This window comes from Nocardia sp. NPDC005978, from assembly GCF_040614455.1.
Taxonomy (GTDB): Bacteria; Actinomycetota; Actinomycetes; order Mycobacteriales; family Mycobacteriaceae; genus Nocardia.
Window position 1 is genome coordinate 1 of sequence record NZ_JBEXUS010000069.1, and the last position, 25,325, is coordinate 25,325.

Genomic DNA, 25,325 nt, shown 5'->3' on the forward strand with positions numbered 1-25,325 from the left:
GGGCGGTGCGCTGTCCGGGGTCGGCGCGGTCCGTTCGCGCTCGTCCCGGCGTCCGGCATAATCCCCGGTAGTCGGTACGATTCGGGCGATTTCCGAGGTGCGCGACCGCCGTGTCCGGAGGCGCGCCAGCGACTCGGCGCGACACGCTCAGCGGCGGGGGAGAATTCTCGCGCAGCCTTCCTGGTTGTGAGCGTGTGTTCCGCTATCGTTCATCGCACTGTTCGATGCTGCTACTGGCGCGCCAAGGCTGATTCGTCGATTCCGGAGCACTCGACCGGTCCGGCACTGCCCAAAAGCGAGCCCCCGACCGTCTCCGAAAGATCGAGGGAACGTGCCTGTACCCCTTACTCTCGCCGGCCGTCTGGTACGGCTGGAACCCCTTGCGCCACAGCATGCTTCGGGTCTTGCGGAGGCGGCAGCAGGGAACCGCGACGATTACGCCTTCACCCCCGTGCCGCACGGGGTCGACGAGGCGCTCGAATATGTCTCGGCCGCGCTGGCCGGACACGCGGCCGGCACCTCGCTGGCCTTCGCCATCATCGCCGTCGCGAGCGGCAGAGTGCTGGGCTCCACCAGATTCAGTCGCTTCGACTACTGGCAGGGGCCGGTGGTCTGGCCGCTGGTGCACGGACTGCCGCACGGCGACCCGCTGCTGGCCATGCCGGACGCCGCCGAGATCGGCAACACCTTGCTCTCCCGCGAGGCGCGCGGGACGGGCATCAATCTCGAATCCAAGCTGCTGCTGTTGCAGCACGCCTTCGACACCTGGCGGGTCCGGCGCATCGCGCTGCGCGCCGATATGCGGAATCTGCGCTCCCGCATGGCCATCGAGCGCATCGGGGCGACCAGCGACGGCGTCCGCCGCGCGCACTCGCGCGGGCTGGACGGCGAGGTGCGCAGCACCGCGTTCTACTCGATCCTGGACGAGGAATGGCCGCACGTGCGAGACACCATCGCCGGGCAGCTCCGCACGATTCCGGCAGCTCACGACAGACTGATCGACGCGTAGTTTCGCGACTATACTTCCGGGTGTTGCACTGGTCGGTCGCCGAGGAGAGATCAGTCCGAGTCGGGTGACTCGGCGGCCGGCGGAACCCTCGGATCACATAGTCAGCAACCGGGCGCGGGGTCGCGCGCCACGACGCTCGTTCTCCGGCGTCACGGGCACGGCGGCCCCCTCTTCCTCGTGAAGGAGACGCGCATGCCCGACCCCATGTCCACCAAGGTCTACCTCGCGGACACCCGCTCCGGCGCCGCGGCGCTCACCCTCTTCCTGGTACCCGAACCGCGCGTGCGCGGCGGCGCCATGCTGCACCTGCTGGAACAGACCCCGCTGCTGGGCGATCGACTGCCCCGCAGCGATCGCACCCTCGTCGACTGGTTGCAGGTGCACTCGACCCCGGCGGTGCACACCCGTTTCCGGGCCTTCGCACCCGGACGGCACGACCCGCCCCGCGCACGCGCGGTGCTGCACGATCACTTCATCGCCGATCCGGCCCCGATGGGCCTGGACCTCGACGACCAGGCCGAGATGGCCAGGCTCGCGCTGCTGCCCGAACACGCCCTGGGCGCGCGGCGCATCGACGACTTCCACGATCACGCGGTGCGCGAGGCCATGCTCGCGGTCTACCTGCACTTCGGGGTGGATCGGTGCATACCGCTCATGTACCACGGCTTCGCCGCACCGGAGGACGGCTGGTTCGAGGTGCCCGCGGCGGACGCCTGAGGGCGGCTAGTCGATCGGCATGACCGAGAGCAGGGCCCACGGTCTGCGCGGGAAGCTGAACTGGAAGGTCTGCACGTGCATGCGGCGGTCCGAGTCGGACTCGGGATTGCGCATCAGCATGGTGCGCTCGCTCGGCTCACCCGCATCGGTGACATTGCGCCACATGCGATCCCATTCCGGGGTGCGCCGGCACAGGGTGATGATCTCCTCGCGCCGCTCGGGGCGGATCAAGCCCGCGGGCAGGTCGCGGAAGGCCGAAACCATCAGCTGCGCTTCGGCTTCCCAATCGCTCAGGCGCAGCCGCGACATGGGTTCGAGCATGATGGCCGTCAGCAGATTCGCGCCCGGTCCGGTGCCGGGGAACAGCTCGCTGAACGCGGGATTCGTCTCCACCACGTCGTAGGCGCCGTCGTGCAGGCAGGCCGGGTGCGGAAGGCTGTGCAGCAGCGCGAGATCGGCGGGCGGCGGGCGGGAGGGGTCGAACACCTTGGCAGTGTGCGGCACAACTCTTCGTTTCTTCTTCGCGCCGGGTTAAGTCCGATCACAAGACTGGGTGTTGCCGCAGAATTTCTGTCATATTGAAGATCCTGTTTGGTTTGTTCTGTAGTGGGTATCGGGGGGTGGTTCGGCGATGACGACCACGCGAATCGGTGTGCTGGGTCCCCTGCACATCAGCATCGACGGCAGGCGGGTGCCGCCGGGGGCGCCCATGCAGTGCGCGGTGCTGGGCAGGCTGGTGGCGGCCGGTGGGCGGGTGGTGCCCACCGATCGGCTGATCGACGATCTGTGGAGCGGTGATCCGCCGACCAAAGCCGTTGCCGCGCTCCAGGTTTACATCCACAATCTGCGCCGCGTGTTTGAGCCCGACCGGCCGCGGCGGGCGCGCTCGCGCGTCATCGTCTCCGAATCACACGGCTACGCGCTCAATCTCGAGCCCGACCAGGTCGACTCGTGGCACTTCGAACAGCTGCTGCACGGGCACGAATCGGCCATGCGCGATCCCGCCGGGCGGCCCGAACCGCTCGAACAGATCCGGGTGCTGGACGCCGCGCTGGCCTGCTGGCACGGGAACGCCTTCGAATCCTTCGCCGGAACCGCTTGGGCGGCACAGGAAATCGCCAGGCTGGCCGCGCTGCGGCTGACCGCGGCCGAACTGCGCGCACAGGCGGCGCTGGAACTGAACAGGCCCGCCGAAGTGGTGCTGGCACTGCGGCCCGTCTTCGAGGAGCACCCCGGGCGCGAGGAATGCGCCCGGCTGCTGGCGCTGGCGCAGTACCGGCTGGGGCAGTCGCTGGACGCGCTGGCCACGGTGCGGCGCAGTCGCGAATTCCTGACCCTGGAATTCGGGGTGGATCCCGGGCCCGGGCTGCGGGATCTGGAGACCGCCATTCTCACGCATTCGGTCGAGGCCGAACCCTCGAGCGCGGCGGTCATGGCGCGCGTGCCCGACGCCGCCGCGGGGCCGGAACCGGTGCCGGACAGCGGATACGGGGAACAGCGGGCCGCGGTGCTGGCCGCGGCGGGCGCGGCGGCCGCGGGAGAGGTCCGCCTGGTGTGGCTGGCCGGTGAGGCGGGGGCGGGCAAGACCACCCTGGCCGCGACCGTGCTCGCGCGCCTGGCCGAACAATCCTGGGCCACCGTCGTCGCCCGCTGCCCCGAGGTCGACGGCGCGCCGCCGGCCTGGGCCTGGTCCGAGGTGCTCACCGGGCTGGACGCCGCGGATCCCGAAACATACACCGCCACCGATGCTTTCACGCTGGCGCGCCGGGTCGTGCGATCCTGCCGGGAACGCACCGCGCACACGCCGGTCGCCATCGTGCTGGAGGACGTGCACGGGGCCGACGCCGCCACCCTGCAGGTGCTGCGCCAGGTGGTCAACTGGCTGCGCGACCGGCCCATACTCATCGTGGCCACCCTGCGCGGTACCGAAGCCGGGCCCGGGGTGCGCGATACCGCCGCCGCCCTCGCGCTTTTCACCGCCGGCCGCGTCGAACTCGACGGACTCGATCTGGCCGGCACCCGCCAGGCGGCGCTGGCCGCCGGGCTCACCGCGGTCGACGACCGCACGGTGGCGCTGCTGCGCCGCCGGACCGGGGGCAATCCGCTGTTCGTGCGCGAACTCGCGAAACTCCTGGTGGGCCAAGGTGATACCGACGCGCTGCCGGGGACCGTGCGCGACCTGCTCGGTCGCCGGATCGCCCAGCTGCCCGACGAGGTCGTGGAATTGCTGCGGCACCTCTCGGTGTGGGGCGAGCACAGCGACGTGCGCACGCTCGCCGCCTCGACCGGTCACTCCGCCGACAGCGTGATCGACCTGATCGCCGGGGCCGAGGCCGCGCGGCTGCTGCGCACCGACCGCAGCGGGCGCGTCACCTTCGACCATGCCCTGGTCCGCGAGACCGTGTACTACGACATTCCGGTGCTGCGCCGCGCCCGCATGCACTGGGCCGCCTTCGACCTGCTGCGGTCGAATCCGGACCTGCCGCGCTGCGGGGAGATCGACGCGCTCGCCCATCACGCGGCCCTGGGCGCGGGTGCGGACACCGCCGAACTGGCCCTGGAGTTCGTACGCGCCGCCGCCCGCCGCTGCGGTGAACGCCGGATGCGCGCCGACGCCGTCCGCCGCTGGCGCTCGGTGCTGGCCCTGCACGAGCTCGCCGGACACAATGCGCCCCAGGGCATCCGCCCGCCCGACCACCCGGCCTCCGCCCCGCACCAGACCCTCGCGGACTGGCCCGCCCTCACGAGCCGCGAGTCAGGCCCCCACCGCGCGACCTTCACCGACCACCTCACCCTCGCCGAACTCGCCGCCGAGGCCAGTGCCGCCGCGAGCATCGAACGCGCCGCAGCTGCCGAAATAACTTGGGCAGCAGGAGATACGCGCGAGACCGATCCGGCGGGGACCGATGCCCCGAGAGTTACGGGACCTGACGCGCCGCCCGTCGAGGGCGCGGCGGACACCACCGTAGACGGCCCGGCCGGGCATTTCGGCCCGAATCCCAGCGTCGGCACATCCGGCGCCGCGACATCCGAATCGCGAGCCGGTGCACCCGAAAAGCTTGTTGCCCAACGGGATTCGGATGGGTTCGAGTCTGCTGCGACTTCAGGAGTTGACGCCGAGCCACGATTCGGGGGTATGCGCCCGGGGGGCGGCGATGGGCAGCGCCCGACCGCTACCGGGCCGGGGAATACGGATGTTGCCGGGCCGGGGATCGTCCGGGAGCGCCCGGTTGTTGGCGACGGCGAGCCGGGTGACAGCATCTTCGTTCTCGCGGATCGGGTCGCACCCGGTGACGAGGTCCGGGCGGAAGATGAAGTGGCGCGGGCGGATCGGGTCGCGCTGTTGCGGGCGCGGTGCGAACTGGTCATCGCGCTGGCCTATGACGGGCAGCACATCGCGGCGCGGGCGGTGCGGGAGCAGGCCCTGGAACTGGCCGAAAACCTCGGGGACACCGCGCTGCTCGCGCACGCGGCCACCTGCTGGCCGACGCCGCTGATCTGGTCGGTGCACGACTGGCACACGCCCGACCCGCGGATTCGCGGACCCCTGCGCACCGCCATGGCCGACACCGCGCTGCCGGTCGCGACCCAGGTGCGGTTGCAGGTCACCACCGTATTCGAGCTGGCGCTGGAGGATTTCGAGGCCAGCGCGCGCGCCGCGGCGGCCGCCACCGCGCTGGCCGAGCCGGCGAGCGACCCGGAACTGCTCTGCACCGCCATCAACGCCCAGGCGTTCGCTGCCTTCGGCGACGGCGGATTCTTGCGTGCGACAGAGCTGAAACGCCATGCGACACGGCTGCTTCAGGTGTCCACCGCGGCGCGGCTCACCGAATTCCGCGCGCTGGCACACTATTTGCTCTTCCGTGCGGAACTCGCCGACGCCAACCTGCTCGCGGCGGCCGAACATGCCCGCAGTGCCGGGGAATACGCCTCCGACGGGCAGCTGCGGCATCTGCTCGACGCCCTCGCCCCGTTCGACATGATGCTGGAACTGCTGCGCGGGGACACCGACGAGGTCCACTACCTGCTGGCCGTGGGCTTCGCACCCGCCGAGCGCATCGTCGCGCTCTCGGAGGAGGGCGCGGCCGAACCGTCCCGCGATCCCAACACCCTGCACATCGGCATCGCCATCTCGCTGGCCTGGCTGGCCGACGACATGTCCGACTACGTCGACGAACTGCGCGACCGCGTCGCGATCAAGCCCGAACTCTTCGTCTCCGGGTACGCGCTGGCGCTGGTGCACGCGGGGCGAGACGCCGAGGCGCGGCGTGTATTGGCCGAAGCGCCCCCGCTGGGCCCGCAATTCTGGTCCACCTTCAGTGCTGTCCGCGCCCGCGCGGCCATCGCCCTCGGCGACCTCGACGCGGCCCGCGTCCACTACGACCAACTGCTGCCCTACGCGGGCACCATCGCGGGCCTGGAGACCGGCGCGGTCGTCCTGAGCCCGATCGACCTGGTGCTGGCCGACCTCGCGACCGTGCTCGGCGACCCCGATACCGCCGCCGCCCACCGCGCCGCCGCCGACGCCCTGGAGAAGCGCCTCCAACTGGACCTGGAGATCCTGGCCGCCCGCGCCTCGGCGGGCCGGGTCCTGGTGCGCCCCAGGGAACTCCGCACCCCCGGCCCCTCCGGGCACGATGCCACGACCCCGCGACCACCCGCCTGATCCGGCCGCTCGTATCGCGGCCCCGGCACCCGGGCTGGCGCGGGTGAAAGTCGTTCACCCGCGCCGGAATCGGGGTGGAGACGTGGGGTTTGTGGGGGAAGCGTGGAGATTCGGCGGGGGTTTCGGGTCACCGCCGAACCGTGTTAGCGATCGGTGGGGCATCCTCGATAACGAGGGAGCGCCGGGGCGTCGCGGCGGCGGAGAGCGGGAGGTAGTCGGTGACGAAGCAGGACGTGCGGGAGCCGCGGAGCAAGGGGCGGACCGGGGTCGCGGTCGTGGCGGGGGTGCTCGCCGTATTGGTCCTGGTCGGGGTGGGCGGGGCCGCGGGATTCAAGTGGTGGCAGGAGCGGACCGGGGGATTCGCCCTCGCGGGGGAGCGGCTGCGGGAGTTCCCGGAGATCGACCGCACGGGGCTGAGCGAGACGCAGGGGCGGATTCTCACCGTGGCCGAGCGCGAATTCGAGGCGCAGAACCCGGGCACCAAATACTCCGAGGGCATCGACGAGGCCTGGTGCGCGGACTTCGTCAGCTGGGTGATGCGCGAATCCGGACGGCCGCTGGCCAATCCGAATTCCGGGTCGTGGCGGATTCCGGGTGTGTACACCCTCGAGGAGTACTACCGGGGGGAGAGCCGATTCGAGGATCTCGGATATCAGCCGCGCATCGGCGACGTCGTCATGTACACCGCCGCCAGCGTGTTCAACCAGCACACCAATATCGTCATCGATGTCGCGGGCGACACGATTACCACGTTGGGCGGCAACGAATTCGACGAAATCACCATCCACCGCTATCGCCCCGCCGACGTTTCGGGACTGGTCGGTTTCGGCAGGTTGTGAACGCGAGGGTTCCACATTCTGGAAATGCCGGGATGCGAGGGTGGGCACCGGCCACCGTTCCGCCTACGATGGTTGCGGCGGTGCCCGGCAGCATCGCCGACCGATCCCTGTCCTGCTGCCCCCTCATCGGCAGGACAGGGGTCCCCGCCCGAGGAAAGTAGCTGGATGACCCCGTCCGAACCGACCTGGATCGATTACGCCGAATTCGGCGAACGTTTCGTAGCGGCGGCGGTAACCGAATCCAGAATCGAAGCGGCCGTATCCGGTATGGCCGGGCGCGGTATGACCATCGGCCCCTTCAGCATCGGCCCCGCCGGACTGGCCCGATTCGTCGCCGAGGGCAGTGTCGGCAAGCCCACCATCATTCGCCGCGGCCCGCACGTGCACTTCGATGTAGCCCTGCCGGTCAAGCTCCGCGTGGACGTCACCCTGGGCGGACAGCGCCTCGGTCTGGAAGCGATCGTCGACATCGACCTGAAGCTGCACGCGCGCACCGCCGAACCGCTGCTGATCGTCATCGACATCCCGCCGGTGACCAATCGCGACGTGAGTTTCGTCATGCGCGCCCAGGCCATCGGCAGCGCGTGGGAGCTGCTGCTGGATCCCATCGCCAAATTGGTGCAGCGCGAGGTCGCCAATCGCATCAACGCCATTCTCGCGGACCCGGATGCCCGGCGCGGGCGCACCTTCGACGTGGAAGCCATTCTGGACGGGAAGAAATCGGGCTATCGCGGGCCGGTGGATCACCGCTGGATCGGCTACGACGAATTCGGGCACCGCTTCTTCGAACGCGTGGTGACCGCCGACCGGGTGCGCGAGGCCGTGGAATCCATGGCGGGCAAGCCCATCGAGGTGGGTCCGCTCAAGACCGGTCCGGGCAAGAAGGCCCAGGTCTCGGTGCAGGGACAGGTGCGACTGCCGCGCGTGGTCGGCGCGGGTGAACAGCCCGAGCGGCCCGAGCCCGAATCCCGACCCCGCATCGCCGAACTGCCCCCGGTGGCCCCGGCCGCGCCCGCCGCCGCGGTGGCGGACGCGCCGCCCGCGGACGCCGGGGACATCGCGCTGGTGGCCTTCGACATGACCATTCCGGTCTCCCTCGACATCACCGTGGACGTGCTCAAATCCAATCGCTACCGGGCGGAGCTGCAGGTCCCGGTGGCCCTGGTCGCGCGCGCGGCCGATCCGCTGCTCATCGTGATCGAGGCCGAGCCGCCGCGAGCCGAGGACATCACCCTGGAATTCGAGGCCGAGGGCCTGCGCGCCGCCACGCTCGGCCGCGTGGCCGGCATCCGCAAGCAGGTCGTCGCCCAGGTGGCGGCGGTCGTGCGCAAGGAAGTCGCCGATCCGTCGCGGCGCACCATCGATGTCGCCGCCCGGCTGAACGGCACGCGCGTCTGACACGGTCGTGTCCGTTCCGACCGTCGTGAAACTATTGGGACTCATGATGCTCGTGTGTCCTGTGCGCCTGGCGATCCCCTTGTGATTATGGTGAAATGAGGGCACGTTCAGGGCTCCCGGCGCGCAGATGACCGCAGGTCATCGGGGAAGGTGCGCCGGGTCCGCCGCCCGCTAGTCAAGCTCCACCGGATCGTGTTCGACCGGCATGTGAAAGACCTGGCGAGTGTGCGAAGGAGTCCCTGCATGCGTTCCGTCTCGATGAATCGCCGTTCCCTTTTCGCCGGTGCCGCGGCGTTGGCCGCCGGACTCTCGGCGGGATTCGCGATACCCGCGCCCGCCGCCGCGCGCCGGCAGGAGATCGGCACCCTGCTCGACTACGCGGGCGGGGTGCCCGCCGCGCACGCCATCGGCGCGGCCGGGCACATGGGCGTCATCCGCTACGTGTCGGACCGGCGGCCCGGCGCGGAATGGATGGCGGGCAAACCGCTGCTGGCGGGCGAGGTCGACGCGCTCGCGGCCGCCGGACTCTCCGTGGTGTCCTGCTACCAATTCGGCAAGGGCCCCACCGCCGACTGGCGCGGGGGCTACGAGGCGGGCGTCGAGCACGCCACCCGCGGGCTACTGCTGCACAAGGCCGCGGGCGGCCCCGACACCGCGCCCATCTACGCCTCGATCGACGACAACCCCGACGACGAGGAATTCGAAACCCAGATCGAGCCGTATCTGCGCGGCTGGGAGACCGTCATCGGGCACGAGCGCACCGGCGTCTACGCCAACTCCCCGACCATCGACAACATTCTCGGCGCGGGCCTGTGTTCGCTGTTCTGGCAACACAATTGGGGCACACCGCGGGGTTACGTGCACCCCGGGGCGCACCTGCACCAGTTCGAGATCGACAAGCGCGCGGTCGACGGCATCGGGGTGGACGTGAACTCGGTCCTGCACCAGTCCTACGGGCAGTGGTGGTAACTCCGCCGCTTCGGATTCTCGTGTGCCGCCGCAGTGGTCGGTAACGCCGCGGGTCAGGTCTGGCAGTGGCAGGTGGGGTCGGCGCGCAGGTCGGGTTCGTCGGCGACCACGCGCAGGGTCGGTCGGGGGTCGTGCTCGTCGCGGCTCTCGCCGAACGCCTGACGGTCGCCCAGCCACGAGAACATCGACCAGCGGGACAGACCGGAGAAGGCGGATCCGAGACTGCCGAACGAGCCCGTCGAAATGATCGAGCCGAACGAGCCCGCGGATCCGATCGACAGCACCGATCCGACGCTGCCGATGGAGAGCACCGAATAGGCCGATCCGATCGACAGGATCGAGCCTTCGGAGCGGATGGACAGGATGGAGCGGCGCGAATGCAGTCCCCGCGCGCGGGATTTCACAGCGGCCATAGATAGCGGTCTACCACAGAATCGCCGCCCGGAACGCGTTTCGCCCCCGTATCGGGCCGCTCGTGGCGGGCCGGGACGGGGGCGAAAGAGTCTGGCTGTCGGCCGATCCCGATGCCGAGCGGGTCGAATGACCCGGCGGATCGAGCCGGCCGGACCGGCCTACGCGACGGTGAAGAACCCGACGGTCGGCAGGAAGGAGCAGGTGATGGGCTGCGACTCGGCGTCGGCCTGGGTGGTCAGCGAACCCGAGACCACGGCGACGACGCGGCCGGAGCCGGTGTTCGCGATGGCGGACAGGGTGGCCGGGCCATCCGGGTTGATCTTGGCCTCATCGGTCAGGTTCTGGACGCCGCTCTGGCGGGTGTCCAGGTTGATCCACTGCACGGTCATCGGCGGCGTCTGGATCTCGGTGGGCTTCTTGGTGCCCAGCGCGGTGAAGACGAAGCCGGTCTGGCCGTTCGCCGGTCCCGGCGGGGGCAGCGTGGCGGGTCCCGCCACGGCGAGCGCGGTGCCGACGGAGTCGCCGCTGGCGCTGATGCAGCCCTTGCCGAGGGTGGGCCACAGGAACTGGGAGATGACGGGACCATCCTGCGGAATGTCGACGCCGCCGCCGCCACTGCCGTCCAGGAAGGTGATGATGCGTTCCAGCGTCGACTTGATCTGCGGGGGCAGATTCAGCGTCGCCAGGATTGCCCGGGCCTGCGCCAGAATGGCGGCCTGGGGGCCCGGTGCGGCGATATCGGCCGGTCCCGCTGCCGCGCCGATAATGGCGGGCACCAGGGAGGCCAGCGCCTCGACCGGCACGCCTTCCGGGATCATGGGGACAAACGCGGTGGTTTGCGGGGCAGGAGCCGGTGCGGCGGAAGCGGTCGGCACGACAATAGTGGCGCAGGCCGCAAGGGCCAGCGCGGACATTGTGAACCGCGATCCTCGGGTGCGAAGCACTGGTGTAGCCGTCCTTACCTCGGGGTACATCAAGCAGCGATGCAGCGATATGGACATCGCTCCGCGCCACTCTAGGTACCTGGTCGCCCTGTTGTACAGCCAAGGTGTGATCTTGCTGTCCGCGATTGCTTCACGCTATCGAACACTCGACCAGATTGTGTGTTACCAGAGTGTCCGATGATACGAATGTTACAGCAGTGAGTCCGAGTTTCCCGGCTGTTTCCCCCGTACGACTATTCTGTCGGGGCCGAACGCCCGCCGGGATTCTCCGGCGCCCCCGCCGCCCGAACGGAAAGTCCGCGCCGTGAATCGACCTGTCCGACTGGCTGCCGCGGCCCTCGGTATTTCGGTACTGGCCCGCCTGGCCTGGGTTCTACTCCTGCCCAACGGCATGAATTTCGTGGATCTCCATGTGTACGTGGACGGTTCGGCCGCGCTGGGGTCGGGTCACCTCTACGAGTTCACCGATAACAGTCGCACACCGGACTTCGCGCTGCCGTTCACCTATCCGCCGTTCGCGGCGCTGGTTTTCTATCCGCTGCACCTGTTCCCGTTCACGTTCGTCGCAATTGTCTGGCTACTGGCGACCATGGCGGCGCTTTTCAGCGTGGTGTGGTTCGCGCTGGAATTCCTGGTCGGCAAAACCGCTCTGCGCGAACCACATTGGCTGACGATCGCGCTGGCGTGGACGGCTGTCGGTATCTGGCTCGAACCGATGCGCATGACCCTGGACTACGGCCAGGTGAACGTCTTCCTGGTGTTGCTCGCGCTGCTCGCGGTGCGCAGTACGAAGTGGTGGATTTCAGGCACGCTCGTCGGCGTGGCGGCCGGGGTGAAACTGACGCCCGCGATCACCGGGGTGTACTTCGCGGCGAGTCGGCGCTGGCTCGCCGCGGTGTGGTCGGGTGTCGTCTTCTTCGGCACCATCGGCCTGACCTACGCGATCAGCCCGGACGAGACCCGTACCTATTTCGGCGAGTTGCTCGGCGACGCGTCGCGGATCGGCCCGGTCGGCTCGGCGTCGAATCAATCCCTGCGCGGGGCGTTGAGCCGGCTGCTCGGCCACGACGTGGTGAGCGGCCCGGTCTGGCTGGCCGCGGTGCTGGCGGCGGCGGTGCTCGCGGTGCTGGCGTGGCGCGCGCTGGCGGCGGACGACGTGCTGGGCCGGCTGCTGATCGTGCAGCTGTACGGGTTGCTGGTGTCGCCGATCTCCTGGTCGCACCACTGGATCTGGTTGATCCCGGTGATGCTGTGGCTGGTCTACGGTCCACTGCGGGCGGCGGCGGGCGCGCGGGTGCTCGCCGGATTCTGGCTGCTCGTCACCGCGGTCGGGGTGCCGTGGGTGCTGTTGAACTTCCAGACGTCCATCTGGACGATCTCCCGGCCGGGCCCGATGGCGTGGCTGGGCACCGTCTACGCGGCGGGCGCGCTGGCGTTCTATCTGTGGGTGATCCGGGCGGGCCGGGCTAGCTCTGCGCTTGCAGCCGATCTATCTCGTGAGCCAGCGCCACATCCAGCCGGGTGAGTCCGGCGGCGTCGTGGGTGGATAGCGTGAAAGTCACCCGGCGCCATCGGATATCGATGTCGGGGTGGTGATTGGCGGCTTCGGCGGCCACCGCCACGCGGCGGACCAGTTCGATCCCGGCCAGGAAGGACGCGGCCGAGACGGTGCGGGCGATGCTGTCGCCGGTGCGGGTCCACTCCGGCAGTTCCGCGAGGGCCCGGGCGATGTCCTGTTCGGAGAGCGGTTGGGGGGTCATGCTTCCGGTGTACCCCGCACTCAGGCGGCGCGGGCGGCTTTGAGCCCCTTCTTGAGCTCCTTGCCGTGGCAGCCCGCGGCCTCGAGCTTCTTCATTCGCATGATGACCACGGGGCACTTCAAGCACCGCGTCTTCTTGCGGCAGCACTTCTTCTTGGGCTTCAGACTGGAAACGTCTTTAGCCTTCACCTTGCCCATGTTGGTTAGCTTAACCTAACTCGGGTGCGTTAAACCTGTGACTTAGGCCGGACGGTAGTGTGTAGCTCGCCGCATGCCCGGTGGAATCTCTCTTCTTCCCCAAGCATGACCCGCCGGGTCGGGCCAACCCCTTTTCACCAGGAGGAATCTAACGTGTCGTCTGTCGAGTTCCGTAACGTCGCCATCGTGGCGCACGTCGACCACGGCAAGACAACACTGGTCGATGCCATGCTGCGGCAGTCCGGCGCATTCGCCGAGCGTGCCGAGATGGTCGACCGGGTGATGGACTCCGGGGATCTGGAGCGCGAGAAGGGCATCACCATTCTCGCAAAGAACACCGCGGTCCATCGGCACAATGCCGATGGTTCGGTCACCGTCATCAACGTGATCGACACCCCGGGCCACGCCGACTTCGGTGGCGAGGTCGAGCGCGGCCTGTCCATGGTCGACGGTGTCGTGCTGCTGGTCGACGCGTCCGAGGGCCCGCTGCCCCAGACCCGCTTCGTGCTGCGCAAGGCGCTGTCCGCCTCGCTGCCGGTGATCCTGGTGGTCAACAAGACCGACCGTCCCGACGCGCGCATCGAAGAGGTCGTCGAGGAGTCGCACGACCTGCTGCTGGACCTGGCCTCCGATCTGGACGACGAAGCGTCCGAGGCCGCCGAGCTCGCCCTGGACCTGCCGGTGCTGTACGCCTCCGGCCGTGAGGGCAAGGCCAGCACCGTGCGCCCGGAGAACGGCGAAGCCCCCGGCGCGGAGAACCTCGACGAGCTGTTCGAGGTCCTGATGAAGTACGTGCCCGCCCCGAAGGGCGACAAGTCCGCCCCGTTGCAGGCGCACGTCACCAACCTCGACGCCTCCCCGTTCCTCGGCCGTATCGGCCTGGTGCGCATCCACAACGGCACCCTGCGCAAGGGCCAGAACGTCGCGTGGATGACCCCGGACGGCACCAAGAACGTCAAGATCACCGAGCTGCTGCAGACCATCGGCGTCGAGCGCAAGCCGGGCGAAGAGGCTATCGCCGGTGACATCGTCGCCGTCGCGGGCATCCCGGAGATCATGATCGGCGACACGCTCGCCGACGTGGAGAACCCGGTTGCCCTGCCGCGCATCACCGTTGATCAGCCCGCCATCTCGGTGACCATCGGCACCAACACCTCGCCGCTGGTCGGCCGCGTGTCGGGCCACAAGCTGACCGCGCGCATGGTCAAGGACCGCCTCGACAAGGAACTCATCGGCAACGTGTCGCTGCGCGTGCTCGACATCGGCCGCCCGGACGCCTGGGAGGTGCAGGGTCGTGGTGAGCTCGCGCTCGCCATCCTGGTCGAGCAGATGCGCCGCGAGGGCTTCGAGCTGACCGTCGGCAAGCCGCAGGTCGTCACCCAGAACGTCGACGGCAAGGTGCACGAGCCCTACGAGGAGCTCACCATCGACTGCCCCGACGAGTACCTGGGCGCGGTCACCCAGCTGCTGGCCGCCCGCAAGGGCAAGATGGTCCAGATGAGCAACCACTCCGCCGGGTGGGTGCGCATGGAGTTCATCGTCCCCTCGCGCGGTCTGATCGGTTTCCGCACCGACTTCCTCACCGAGACCCGCGGCACCGGCATCGCCAACGCCATCTTCGACGGCTACGCGCCGTGGGCCGGCGAGATCCGCGCCCGCCACACCGGTTCGCTGGTGTCGGACCGCGCCGGTTCGGTCACCCCGTTCGCCATGATCCAGCTGTCCGATCGCGGCCAGTTCTTCGTGGAGCCGGGCGCCGACACCTACGAGGGCCACGTCGTCGGCATCAACCCGCGTGCCGAGGATCTGGACATCAACGTCACCCGTGAGAAGAAGCTGACCAACATGCGGTCCGCCACGGCCGACGTGTTCGAGACCCTGGCCAAGCCGCTGCAGCTGGATCTGGAAGCGGCCATGGAGTTCTGCACCGACGACGAGTGCGTCGAGGTCACCCCCGAGGTCGTGCGCGTGCGCAAGCTGATCCTGGGCGCGACCGAGCGCGGCCGTGAACTCTCGCGCAAGAAGGCACGCGACCGCGCCGCGCAGTAATATTGGCCTCCGCTCCGCTCCGGCGGGTTCGCGGCCCTTGAAGTCTCGTTCTTCCCTCCCTCCGCTCCTCCGCTTCGCTCCCCCGCTCCACTCAGTCCAGAACGAGACGGGCCGCGAACTTGGGGCGGAGGGAGTTGTTTGTTTGTGCCACGCTGCGGGGCAGGCCTTCGCTGTGCGGGGCGAGGCCCACGCTGCGCGAGCTAGGCCCACGCTGCGGGAGCTAGGCCCACGCTGCGGGAGCTAGGCCCACGCTGCGGGAGCTAGGCCCACGCTGCGGGAGCTAGGCCCACGCTGCGGGAGGCAGAACCTTCGCTGTGTGGGGCGAGGCGTTTGCTGTGGGGCTAGGTCTTTCGTGGGATTTGTTTGTCCAGGGGCCTTTTTGAGGCGGGGGTGTCTCGCTGATTTCCGGCAATCGTTGGTGACCGGGTGCGGAAAGGGCGTTCAAGTAGAGTGCCGAACGTGAAGAGTGGGGCCCCTCGCAGGCGCGGGAAATGGCGTGTGGCGCTGGCCGCGGTGGCGACCGTGCTGACGGTCGCGACCGGCTGTACCGCCAATCCGCCGCCGCCCATCGAGAGCACGGACAGTCCGAAGACGACACCGGCCAAGCCGGGCAAGAATTCGGTCGTGGTGGCGGTGGACGACATCGGCATCGGGTTCAATCCGCATTTGCGGGCGCAGCAGTCGCCGGCGGCCGCGGCGGTCTCGTCGATGGTGCTGCCGAGCCCATTCCGGCCCGCGCCGACGCCCGGAATCCCCGGCGGTTCGGATTGGGTGCTCGACCCCTCGCTGATGGTTTCCGCGGAGGTGTCCGCGCTGGAGCCGTTCACCATTACCTATCAGATTCGCAACGAGGCGTCCTGGTCCGACGGCGCGCCCATCGCGGCCGAGGATTTCCGCTACCTCTGGCAGCAGATGATCACCCAGCCGGGCGTGGTGGATCCCGCGGGCTACCGGCTGATCTCCGATGTCAGCTCGTCCTCGGGCGGTAAGACCGTCACGGTCACCATGACCCAGGAGTACCCGGCCTGGCGGCAGCTGTTCACCGATCTGCTGCCGCAGCACCTGGTGAAGGACTCGGGCTTCGAACAGGGCCTGGTCGACACCATCCGGATCTCCGGCGCGCAGTTCCGGATCAAGCTGGTCGATCGCGGCCGCGAGGAGATCCTGCTCGAGCGCAACGACCGGTACTGGGGCAAACCCGCTGTGCCGGACGAGATTCTGCTGCGGCGCGGTGGAACTCCGGCGCAGGTGGCCGAGTCGCTGCGCGTCGGCGACGCGCAGATGGCGCTCGTGCACGGCGGCGTCGCGCTGCAGGCGCAGCTGGCCGCGATTCCCTCGGTGCGCACGGCCATCATGGCGCAGTCCCGCGAGATGCAGCTCGTATTGAACGGGCGCAGTGGCGATCTCGGCGATGTGCGGGTCCGCCGGGCGGTGCTGTCGCTGCTGGATCCGGTGCTGCTGGCGACGGTGGGCGCGCAGACCGGCAGCTGGGTGGAACCGGCCCGGGCGCAGGTGCTCACCCCCTCGGATCCGGGATACGCCCCGACCACGCCGCCGCGAATCAGCGCCGAGGAGGCGTTCACGCTGCTGGCCGAGGCCGGATTCGGCCGCGCCCCCGAGGCTCCGGCCGCGCTGTCGCCGACTTCGCCCGCGCCGCAACCGCGTCCGATCGCGAAGAACGGCAAGACGCTGACCATCCGGATCGGCGCGGTCGAGGGCGACGACTACACGCTGTCGGTGGCCAATACCGCCGCGGACCAATTGCGCAGTGCCGGAATCGATGTCATGGTGCGCAGCATCGCGGCCGCCGAGCTGTACGGCAAGGACGTGACCGAGGCCGGGGTGGACGCCATCGTGGGCTGGGAGCGGGCCGGTTCGGATCCGGCGACGGTGCTGGCCTCGCGCTACGGCTGCGCGCCGACCGCTGCCGCCGACTCCGGCGGCGACGGCGACTCGGACGTGGTGCAGGCCGCGAAGAAAGCGCCCTCGAACCTGTCCGGCGTCTGCGACCCCACGCTCCAGCCCGCGATCGCGACCGCGCTGCGCGGCATCGACACCGGCAAGATCATCGCCGAGGCCGAACCCAAGCTCTGGGACCTGTGGACGGTGCTGCCGATCGTGCAGGACACCCAGGTCGCGGCGGCGGGTCCGCGGGTCGACGGCGCGTCGCTGAGCGGGGCCATCCAGGTCGGTGTCTTCGCCGACGCGGCGAATTGGCGGCGGCTGCCGTGAGCGCGGCGGGCGGAACCGGGGGCCTGCTGCTGGTGCACGCGCACCCGGACGACGAGACCATCACCACCGGCGGCACCATCGCGCACTATCGGCGGCTCGGTATCCCGGTGACCGTGGTGACCTGCACACTCGGCGAGGAAGGCGAGGTCATCGGACAGCGGTGGGCCCACCTGGTGGCCGGCGAGGCCGATCAGCTGGGCGGTTACCGCATCCTCGAATTGACCACGGCCCTGGCCGAATTGGGGGCCGCGCCGCCGCGATTCCTGGGCGGCGCCGGCCGCTGGCGGGATTCGGGGATGGCGGGCACCCCGGCCGCGCGCAATCCACGCGCGTTCGTGAACTCGGGAGAACGGGCGGTGCACGAGCTGACCCGGATCCTGCTGGAGCTGCGCCCGCGCGTGGTGGTCGGTTACGACCCGCGCGGCGGATACGGGCACCCGGATCACATTCGCGCGCACGAGATCACCACGGCGGCGGTGCGATCCGCGGCCGAGCAGGGCTGGGACACCCCCAAGACGTACTGGACCGTCACCGACGGCGCGGTGCTGGCCATGCACACCGAAGCACTCAAGCGGCGTACCGTCGATCAGCTGCCCGGCGCGCTGCCGCGGGGCTGGCGACTGCCGCACGACGGTGAATTGGCTTGTGTGCCACACGAATCGGTCACCACCGTGGTGGACGTGGCCGACGCGCTACCCGCCAAGCGGGCCGCGTTGCGCGCGCACGCCACCCAGGTGACCCTCGCGCCGTCCGGTCGCGAGTTCGCGCTGTCGAACGACATCGCGCAGCCGGTGCTGCCGGAGGAGCACTACGTGCTGGTGCGGGGCGAGCGCGGCCCGGCCGGGGCGGACGGTCTCGAACACGATCTGTTCGCGGGATTGGCGGACACTCCGGGGCCCGCCGCGGCGGAGATGAGACACTGACCCCATGTACAACTGGGATCTGCAGAACGCGATCGCCGCGTTCGTCGAGAGCCAGCGCCCCAACTTCCAGGCGCAGCACGACCTGTACCTGACCGTGTTGTACGCGTTCGTCGATATGCAGAGCCACCTGTTGACCCTGCTCGGCTTCCCGCCGGTGCCGTGACCTCGGCCCTGAGCGCCCGTATCGGGCGCACCGCGCGCGAGGGCGTGTTCCCCGGCCTGGACCTGATGGGCGCGGCCATCGCCGGCCTGCTGGTGCTCGACGCGCTCATCACCCTGGTGCTCGAGGTGTTGTTCCTGCCGCTGTACGTCGGTCAGGGCACGTTGCCCGCGGCCGCGCCGGCGGTCAGCGAGGCCGCCGGGCAGGTCGCCTCCGGCGTATCGACGGGTGCGATCGCCCTGCCGCTGTCGGCGCTGGCGGCGGCGGTCATCAACGTGCTGCTGGTGCACGGCATGGGTACGGTCTCGTCGAGTTTCGCGGCCATGTCGCTGCCGCTGAGCGCCTGGACGGTCGGCTTCGCGTTGATGATCTTCTCCGGTCCGGGCGGGGACATCATGCTGCTGCAGGATTGGCCGACGCTGGCGCTGTTGGTCGGCGGGCTGCTGCCGGCCGGACTGTATCTGTACTGGCGCGCGACCACGCGCTACGCCGGCGAGGGCGGGTACTGACCGGGCGCGGCCGAAGACCCACCGGCCGCGGATCCGGCACTGCCGATCGGCCGAAGCTGGTTACTGATCAGCGAATGCACTGACCGCCAAGTTGATTCGGTTCTGTAGTCGATTCGGGATGTTTCCGTTACTCTCCTCGGGACGAGGAAGCGTGACGAAAAGCTCATTTCGGGCGGATCGAAACGAGTTTAAAGGCGCGTCACGCGTTCGGGATCGGAAAGATTTTCAGTGGGCAGCTGGCACAACCTGCGCAAAACGCTTGGTACTACGTCCGATTCGGTGGGCAAGGGTCTGCAGGGCTGGCTCGGCGTCAGGGTCCGGCTGCTGTCCATCGTGGTCATCTCCAGCGTCACCCTGCTGGCTATCGGCGGCGGTGCGGCCGTATACCTGGTGAACTCGGCGCGCGAGGCCAAGGACTGGTCCGAATTGGCCAGCAGCACCACCGCGCCCGCCATTCTCATGGTCTCGGCCTTCCAGGAGGAGCGCAGGCTCTCGCTGCTGCGGGTGGTGGGCGATCCGGACGCCGCGCAGGCGCTCGTCGCCGCCCGGCAGCGTTCGGACGAAGCGCTGGCGGCGGTGAAGGAGAAGGGCGACGTCGCGTCCGAACTCAACCCCGACGGCGCGGTCAACGACGTCGAAGCGTTCTTCAAACTCTTCTCCGCGATCCCCACCGTGCGCGCTGGAGTAGACAGCCAGCAAACGCCGCCGGCGGATCTCTTCGCCTTCTACACCTCGGTCATCGGCACCATCGTCGGCGCCTCGCTGCTGGCCGCGCGTGTCGCTCCGGACGCCAAGCTGAGCATGGAACTGAATCACGGCATCGAGGCGCTGCGCGCGGCCGAGGCGCAGTCGCAGGCCGACACCATGGGTGCGGTCGCCGTGATCACGGGCGAATTCCCCGACATCGCGCTGCTGGAGTTCAGCCATCGGGTCGGCGAATTCCGCAGCGAGGTCGCCTATTCCGCGGTGGTGCTGCAGGGTAAGCGACTGGCGCAGTTGCAGGCGATCACGGCGAGCCCGGCGTGGCAACAGGTCGTGGCCATGCAGGACGCGCTGCTGTTGCGCGGGGCCTTCTCCGCCGCTGCCGCCGCCGAGAGCGCGGCGGCCAAGCCCGACAGCCGGACCCAGGACGCGGCCAAAGCCCAGGACAAGACCAAAGTCGAAGAACCCGAACCGCTTCCGCTCACCGTGGCCGCCTGGCAGGAGGCGTCCGGTCAGGTCAACGCCGGTTTGCAGAAGCTGTGGGAGGACCAGAGCCGCGACGCGCACGCCACCGCGCATCAGCAGAGCAACGACGCCACCCGGGACACGCTGCTCGGCAGCGCCGGCGTGCTGCTGGTCGCGATCCTGGCCTTCCTGGCCGCGCTCGTGCTGGCCAATCGCTTCATCGCCCGCATGCGCCGATTGCGCGACGACACACTGGAATTGGCGACCGAGAAGATGCCGGAGCTGATGCAGCGGCTCGGCGCGGGCGAGGAACTCGATCCCGCCGCCGAGGTGGTGCGCCTGGACTTCGGCACCGACGAGCTGGGCGACGTCGCCGACGCCTTCAACCGCGCGCACGTGGTGGCCGTCGGCGCGGCGGTCGCCGAGGCCAAGACCCGCGCGGGCATCAACGCGGTGTTCCTGAACATCGCCCATCGCAGCCAGGTGGTGGTGCACCGCCAGCTCGCGCTGCTGGACCGGGCCGAGCGCGAGGAGCAGAACGCCGATCAGCTCGAATTGCTGTTCCAGCTCGACCATCTCGCGACCCGTGCGCGCCGCAACGCCGAGAACCTGATCATTCTCGGTGGCGAGCAGCCGGGCCGGCGCTGGCGAAATCCGGTGGCGCTGCTGGATCTGGTGCGCGGCGCGGTCGCGGAGAGCCTGGACTACACCAGGATCGAGACCGGGCGCATGCCCGAGGTGCGGGTCGCCAGTCACGCCGTCGCCGACATCATCCACCTGCTGGCCGAGCTGACCGACAACGCGACCGCGTGCTCGCCGCCCGAATCCATGGTGACCGTCACCGGTTTGGTGGTCGGGCGGGGCGTGGTCGTGGAGATCACCGATCAGGGCCTGGGCATGTCCGAGGCCGAATACGCCGATCGCAACGCGATGCTGGCGAATCCGCCGGACTTCAGTGTGGCGACGCTGTCCGGCAACACCCGGCTCGGGCTCTTCGTGGTCGCGAAGCTGGCTGCCCGGCACGGTGTCTCGGTGCGGCTGGTGGAATCGGTGTACAGCGGGTGCCGGGCCATCGTGCTGATTCCGCAGGTGCTCGTCGAGGGCGGCAGGCATCATCCGCCGGTGCAGGCGCCGCCGGGGACCGGGCGCAACGGGGTCACCGAACTGCGTGATCCCGGACTGAACAGCCTGACCTCGCTGGCCGCGCTGGCGGACGCGGTCACCACCGGGTCGCTGCCGGTGCTGCAGCAGCCGCCGGTGTCGCGACCGCCGCTGTGGGAGAACGGGACCGACGTCATCGTGCCCGTCGCGCCGGTCGCCGAGCCGCCGGCCGCCCCGGCCGAGGGCGGACGCCCGGAGCTGCCCCGGCGCAATCGCCAGGCGCATCGCAGTCCGGTGGCGCACGCCGGGCCCGTCGTGCCCGCCACCGCGCAGGCGACCGCGCCCGGCGGGACCGCGCCCGCCGGATCGGTCCCGCAGGTCGTCGATATCGCTGCCGCGCAACCGTTCCCGCCCGCGACCCCGACTTTCGTTCCGCCGCGCAAGCGCACCGCGGAGGAGGCGCGCAATCTCATGAGTGCGATCGCCAAGGGCACTCGTCAAGGCCGACAGCCACGCGTCGAACCAGAGAAAGGGCCACAATGACCACTTCCCAGCGAATCGATCTCGGCTGGCTGCTAGATGAATTGGTCAACGGCCTGACCGACGCGCAGTGCGCGGTGCTGCTGTCCACGGACGGGCTGCTGCTGGGTTCCTCGGTCGGGCAGGAGCGCGCGGACGCGGAGCGCTTCGGGGCCATGGCCTCGGCTCTGCACAGCCTGGCCCGCAGCGCCGGACAGCACTTCAACGCGGGCGGTGTGTGCCAGACGGTCGTGGAACTGGATCAGGCGGTGCTGTTCATCACCGCGGCGGGGGAGAACGCCTGTATGGCGCTCCTGGCCTCCGAGACAGCCGATATGGGGTTGGTGGCCTACGAGATGAATCAGACCGTGCAACGAGTCGGCAGTCATCTGTCGGTCGATCCGCGTAGCAACGCGGGCGGCGCCCAGCATCCATGAACGAGCCGCGCGAGCACTGGTACGAGGACGAGGCCGGGCCTCTGGTCCGCCTCTACGCCCTGACGCGCGGCCGGAGCACGGCCGAGCGTCCCGAACTCAGCGTCACCACGCTGGTGGTCGACGTGGAGCGCGGAAAGCCGATGCGGCGCAACGAACCCGAGTACGCGGCCATCGTGCGGCTGTGCCGCACCGCGCTGTCCGTCGCGGAGGTCTCGGCCCATCTGAACCTGCCGCTGACGGTGACCAAGCTGCTCATCGGCGATCTCATCGACGACGGCAGGCTGCTGTTCCGGTCACCGCCGACGCCCACGGGCAGCAGCGCCGACATGGGGCTGCTGCACGCGGTGCTGGAGGGCATACGGGCCATGTGAGGGCTCACGCCAGCCGTGCGGCGAGGCGGACGGCGTTCATGTAGGCGATGGCCTCGATGCTCACCATGGGGTTGACGCCGGGCGCGGTCGGGAAGCTCGAACCGTCCGCGACGACGATGTTGGACACGTCCCAGGTCGCGCCGTCCGGATCGGTGGCCGAGATGTCCGGGGAGCCGCCCATGCGCGCCGAGCCCATGATGTGCAGCGCGCCCATGGCGCACTGGCCGGGACCGTAGCCCGCCGCCTTGGCGGCGGCGTCGAATTCGGCGTGCGAGCCGCGCACGCCGGGCTCGTAGGACACCCCGGCCTGATGCCCGGAGACGATGCGCGTGGCCCCCGCGGCCTCGAGAATCTCTGCCGCGCCGACGATTCCGGTGTGCAGGTGCGCCGCGTCGTAGTCCGAGATCTGGTACTTCACGATCGGTTCGCCCGCCTTGTCCACGGTCACCGTGCCCGAGTCGCGGTCGCGGGTGATGACGCCGATGGCGTTGGAGCGGGCGAAGTCCGCCATGGCGGCGCGATGCCGCGCCGCGCCGCGCCAGCTCATGAAGCCGGTCGCCAGGCCCGGGTGCAGCGGGCCGGTCTCGTAGATGACGCCGTAGCCCTTGCCGTCCAGGTCGGCGTGCCTGCGGCTGATCCGGGTCTGCAGGCCGCCCTCCCAGGCGCGCAGTTCCTCGTCGAAGACGCCGAAGACCGCGGCCGCGGGGTGCAGGCGCAGGTGTTTGCCGATGTTCTTGTTCTTCAGGCCGGAGCGCTTCAGCAGGGCGGGGGTTTGAATCGCACCCGCCGCCACGACGACCGCGCGGGCCTTGACGGTGATCTCGGCGCCGCCGGAGGTGACGGCCGAGACCGCTTCGGCCTTACCGTTCTTCACTACGACGCGGCGCACGTTCGCGTCGACCACCAGGCGTGCGCCGGCCGCCGCGGCGTCCGAGAGCCAGGTCTTGGTCACCGACTGCTTCGCGCCCAGGCGGCAGCCGTAACCGCAACGGCCGCACTCCGTTCCGGCGTCACACGCGTCGGAGACGTTGCGGGGCAACGCGTCGACGTCCCAGCCCAGGGCCGTCGCGCCGCGTTCGAGGACGCCGTCGCGTGCGGACAGCGGGGATCGATCGGTGGTCACGCCGATGCGCTTGGACACCACCTCCATGGCGTCACCGTATTCGGCTTCGGCGAACTGCTTCGCGCCCAGCTCGGCCCATTCCGCGCGCACGCCGTCCGGGGTCGGCAGCGAGGTGCTCCAGTTGACGACGGTGCCGCCGCCGAGGCAGGTGCCCGCGACCAGGGTGATCTGCCCCTCGGCGGAGGCGGACGGGCCGGGCGCGTACAGGTTGGTGATCGCGGACAGCTCACCCGCGCCGAAATCCCGGTCGTCGTAATAGTTTCCGCGCTCGAGCACGATGACGTCGAGCCCGGCCTCGGCCAGCACCGCGGCGGCCGTGCCGCCGCCCGCGCCGGAGCCGACGATCACCACATCGCAGGTGAGAGTGGTGGATTCGGTGAAGCGCAGGGGCGTCAGCGCGGGCTGCGGCGCGGTCGGCAGCGGACCGGTGGGGGCCGGGTAGCCGATCTCCGTCCACAGCGGGTTCACGCCGGTGGCGCCGGGAGTCACGTTGTAGGACAACAGGGCCGCGCCCTTGAGCGCCTGGAAGATCGCGCGCACGGGGGCCAGCTTGGAGTCGCCGAGCCGCAGCAGTGCGGCTTCGCGCTGTTCCTGCGACAGGGTGGAGTACTTGCGCGGGCCGCTGCCGGTCAGCAGGCCCGTCAGGCGTGAATCCCAGAGGCCGAGCAGCGTCGCGAGCTGCTTCTTCTCGGCCTCGCGGGGGTTGCGACCCAGGATCTGGAAGATCGTGTCGACCGCGCCCAGTTCCGAGGCCGGCGGCAGGGCCGACCCGTCGCCCGGCAGGAACGTATCGCAGATCATGCCCAGTGCCGCCCGCTGCCCGGCCGTTGGTTCCATGACGAAATCCACCCTTCGTAAAGCTCGGTGATTTCTACCACAGCGTACTGAATGTCCGCTCACTAACAGGCGGTTCGAGCTGGCGGAATCCTGTGAATCGAGAGTGAATTGCCGATTACATCAGGCGCGATTTGAAACGCCGATGCACCGCTGTGTCCGGCGTCACATCACACCCTATGTCACACCCCGTGCCGCCGCGTCGTCCCCTTCACATAACCGACGAACAACCCTCCAGAGAAGAGCAGACGATGACCCGCTTCGCCCTGTACGCCAACGAGATCGCCGCCAAGTTCAACAAGCGCCTGGTGACCGCCGCCCGGGTGATCGACGAGTCGCCGCTGCCCAAGCCCACCCAGGAGCTGGTGAAGATCCGGGCCTCGCAGATCAACAGCTGCGGGATGTGCCTGGACATGCACACCAAGGACGCCGCGCACGCCGGTGAGACGCCGGTCCGCCTGGCCCTGATCGCGGCGTGGCGCGAGTCGACCGTCTTCACCGACGCCGAACGCGCCGCCCTGGCCCTGACCGAGGAGGGCACCCGCCTGGCCGACACCTCGCGCGGCATCACCGAGGACACCTGGTCGCAGGTGCGCAAGCACTACGACGACGATCAGATCGGCGCGCTGATCTCCCTCATCGCCACGATCAACGCCTGGAACCGGCTGAACGTGATCGCCGGGATGGCGGGCGGGGAGTACGTGCCCGGCCAGTGGTGAGCCCCGCGTCGTTCCGCGAATCAGGGCCCCGGTGGGGGATCTTTCGATCCGTTGCCGGGCCTCGTTCGTCACGACGTCCGGTGCGAGGGCTGCCCGTTGTCTCGCGCCCGCGCCGACGCGGTGTCGAGAGACGATCGGAATCGAGCGCGATCGGCCGTGCACCGCTCGTCGAGATCGGGGCGCGCACCCCGAGCCACCACCGTGGTGGGCCCGTGAATCGCAGTGCTGCGCGGTCTTTCGCTGCCGCCGTCGACCTCGGGGGAGTCGA

At 69.6% G+C, this 25,325-nt stretch carries 22 protein-coding genes; 16 read left to right on the top strand and 6 right to left on the bottom strand.

Translation table 11 applies throughout. The features are described from left to right. Positions 1-331: 331 nt before the first annotated feature. On the top strand, positions 332-1,009 hold the full coding sequence (locus ABZ319_RS26710; protein ID WP_354989237.1) for a GNAT family protein: 678 nt from the start codon (positions 332-334) through the stop codon (positions 1,007-1,009). Positions 1,010-1,201: 192 nt separating this feature from the next. Beyond that, the gene (locus ABZ319_RS26715) at positions 1,202-1,726 is read left to right on the top strand and encodes a hypothetical protein (protein WP_354989238.1); all 525 of its coding nucleotides are present in this window, start codon (positions 1,202-1,204) and stop codon (positions 1,724-1,726) included. Between the two features lie 6 nt (positions 1,727-1,732). Here the strand turns inward: ABZ319_RS26715 and ABZ319_RS26720 are convergent, their stop codons facing one another. Then, a complete protein-coding gene (locus tag ABZ319_RS26720; RefSeq protein WP_354989239.1) occupies positions 1,733-2,212 on the bottom strand; it encodes a hypothetical protein in 480 nt (159 codons plus the stop codon). A 145-nt stretch (positions 2,213-2,357) separates the two neighbouring features. Between ABZ319_RS26720 and ABZ319_RS26725 the strand changes: the two genes are divergently transcribed. From ABZ319_RS26725 to ABZ319_RS26740, 4 genes are all read left to right on the top strand, one after another. Further along, a complete protein-coding gene (locus tag ABZ319_RS26725; RefSeq protein WP_354989240.1) occupies positions 2,358-6,392 on the top strand; it encodes a BTAD domain-containing putative transcriptional regulator in 4,035 nt (1,344 codons plus the stop codon). A 218-nt stretch (positions 6,393-6,610) separates the two neighbouring features. After that, a complete protein-coding gene (locus ABZ319_RS26730; RefSeq protein ID WP_354989241.1) occupies positions 6,611-7,231 on the top strand; it encodes a CHAP domain-containing protein in 621 nt (206 codons plus the stop codon). Between the two features lie 165 nt (positions 7,232-7,396). Next, positions 7,397-8,629 carry a hypothetical protein gene (locus ABZ319_RS26735; protein WP_354989242.1) on the top strand — a complete coding sequence of 411 codons (1,233 nt, stop codon included), beginning with the start codon at positions 7,397-7,399 and terminating at the stop codon, positions 8,627-8,629. A gap of 243 nt (positions 8,630-8,872) precedes the next feature. Further along, the gene (locus tag ABZ319_RS26740; protein WP_354989243.1) at positions 8,873-9,598 is read left to right on the top strand and encodes a DUF1906 domain-containing protein; all 726 of its coding nucleotides are present in this window, start codon (positions 8,873-8,875) and stop codon (positions 9,596-9,598) included. Positions 9,599-9,651: 53 nt separating this feature from the next. Here the strand turns inward: ABZ319_RS26740 and ABZ319_RS26745 are convergent, their stop codons facing one another. Together ABZ319_RS26745 and ABZ319_RS26750 are read right to left on the bottom strand one after the other, a co-directional pair. Next, entirely contained in the window at positions 9,652-10,011 is a 360-nt protein-coding gene (locus ABZ319_RS26745; protein WP_354989244.1) for a hypothetical protein, read from the bottom strand. Between the two features lie 159 nt (positions 10,012-10,170). After that, positions 10,171-10,926: a hypothetical protein gene (locus tag ABZ319_RS26750; RefSeq protein ID WP_354989245.1), complete on the bottom strand. Its 756-nt coding sequence runs from the start codon at positions 10,924-10,926 to the stop codon at positions 10,171-10,173. A 334-nt stretch (positions 10,927-11,260) separates the two neighbouring features. Here ABZ319_RS26750 and ABZ319_RS26755 point away from each other — a divergent pair, with 334 nt between their 5' ends. Beyond that, the gene (locus tag ABZ319_RS26755) at positions 11,261-12,481 is read left to right on the top strand and encodes a mannosyltransferase (protein WP_354989246.1); all 1,221 of its coding nucleotides are present in this window, start codon (positions 11,261-11,263) and stop codon (positions 12,479-12,481) included. Here the strand turns inward: ABZ319_RS26755 and ABZ319_RS26760 are convergent. Together ABZ319_RS26760 and ABZ319_RS26765 are read right to left on the bottom strand one after the other, a co-directional pair. Then, positions 12,423-12,716, bottom strand: a complete 294-nt coding sequence (locus ABZ319_RS26760; RefSeq protein WP_354989247.1) for a 4a-hydroxytetrahydrobiopterin dehydratase — start codon at positions 12,714-12,716, stop codon at positions 12,423-12,425. The genes ABZ319_RS26755 and ABZ319_RS26760 overlap by 59 nt on opposite strands. 20 nt (positions 12,717-12,736) lie before the next feature. Then, positions 12,737-12,913, bottom strand: a complete 177-nt coding sequence (locus ABZ319_RS26765) for a hypothetical protein (RefSeq protein WP_354989248.1) — start codon at positions 12,911-12,913, stop codon at positions 12,737-12,739. 153 nt (positions 12,914-13,066) lie between these two features. Here ABZ319_RS26765 and typA point away from each other — a divergent pair, with 153 nt between their 5' ends. The 8 genes from typA (at position 13,067) to ABZ319_RS26805 (ending at position 22,381) form a co-directional block, all read left to right on the top strand. Beyond that, positions 13,067-14,962 (top strand): translational GTPase TypA, encoded by a 1,896-nt coding sequence (typA, locus tag ABZ319_RS26770; RefSeq protein WP_354989249.1) that lies wholly within the window; start codon positions 13,067-13,069, stop codon positions 14,960-14,962. 450 nt (positions 14,963-15,412) lie between these two features. Beyond that, positions 15,413-17,194, top strand: coding sequence for an ABC transporter family substrate-binding protein (locus tag ABZ319_RS26775; RefSeq protein ID WP_354989250.1), 1,782 nt, complete (start codon positions 15,413-15,415; stop codon positions 17,192-17,194). Continuing rightward, complete coding sequence (gene mshB, locus ABZ319_RS26780) at positions 17,191-18,117, top strand: N-acetyl-1-D-myo-inositol-2-amino-2-deoxy-alpha-D-glucopyranoside deacetylase (RefSeq protein ID WP_354989251.1); 927 nt, start codon at positions 17,191-17,193, stop codon at positions 18,115-18,117. The genes ABZ319_RS26775 and mshB overlap by 4 nt, the downstream gene beginning before the upstream one ends. A 4-nt stretch (positions 18,118-18,121) precedes the next feature. Further along, positions 18,122-18,280: a hypothetical protein gene (locus ABZ319_RS26785; RefSeq protein WP_354989252.1), complete on the top strand. Its 159-nt coding sequence runs from the start codon at positions 18,122-18,124 to the stop codon at positions 18,278-18,280. Beyond that, positions 18,277-18,786 carry a hypothetical protein gene (locus tag ABZ319_RS26790; RefSeq protein WP_354989253.1) on the top strand — a complete coding sequence of 170 codons (510 nt, stop codon included), beginning with the start codon at positions 18,277-18,279 and terminating at the stop codon, positions 18,784-18,786. Before ABZ319_RS26785 ends, ABZ319_RS26790 begins: the two co-directional genes overlap by 4 nt. Before the next feature lie 228 nt (positions 18,787-19,014). Next, positions 19,015-21,597: a nitrate- and nitrite sensing domain-containing protein gene (locus tag ABZ319_RS26795; RefSeq protein ID WP_354989254.1), complete on the top strand. Its 2,583-nt coding sequence runs from the start codon at positions 19,015-19,017 to the stop codon at positions 21,595-21,597. Beyond that, complete coding sequence (locus ABZ319_RS26800; RefSeq protein WP_354989255.1) at positions 21,594-22,010, top strand: roadblock/LC7 domain-containing protein; 417 nt, start codon at positions 21,594-21,596, stop codon at positions 22,008-22,010. The genes ABZ319_RS26795 and ABZ319_RS26800 overlap by 4 nt, the downstream gene beginning before the upstream one ends. Next, positions 22,007-22,381: a DUF742 domain-containing protein gene (locus ABZ319_RS26805; RefSeq protein ID WP_354989256.1), complete on the top strand. Its 375-nt coding sequence runs from the start codon at positions 22,007-22,009 to the stop codon at positions 22,379-22,381. The genes ABZ319_RS26800 and ABZ319_RS26805 overlap by 4 nt, the downstream gene beginning before the upstream one ends. 4 nt (positions 22,382-22,385) lie before the next feature. Here the strand turns inward: ABZ319_RS26805 and ABZ319_RS26810 are convergent, their stop codons facing one another. Next, positions 22,386-24,341: a GMC family oxidoreductase gene (locus tag ABZ319_RS26810; protein WP_354989257.1), complete on the bottom strand. Its 1,956-nt coding sequence runs from the start codon at positions 24,339-24,341 to the stop codon at positions 22,386-22,388. Between the two features lie 248 nt (positions 24,342-24,589). Here ABZ319_RS26810 and ABZ319_RS26815 point away from each other — a divergent pair, with 248 nt between their 5' ends. Then, the gene (locus ABZ319_RS26815) at positions 24,590-25,057 is read left to right on the top strand and encodes a carboxymuconolactone decarboxylase family protein (protein ID WP_354989258.1); all 468 of its coding nucleotides are present in this window, start codon (positions 24,590-24,592) and stop codon (positions 25,055-25,057) included. The last annotated feature ends 268 nt before the right edge of the window (positions 25,058-25,325 follow it).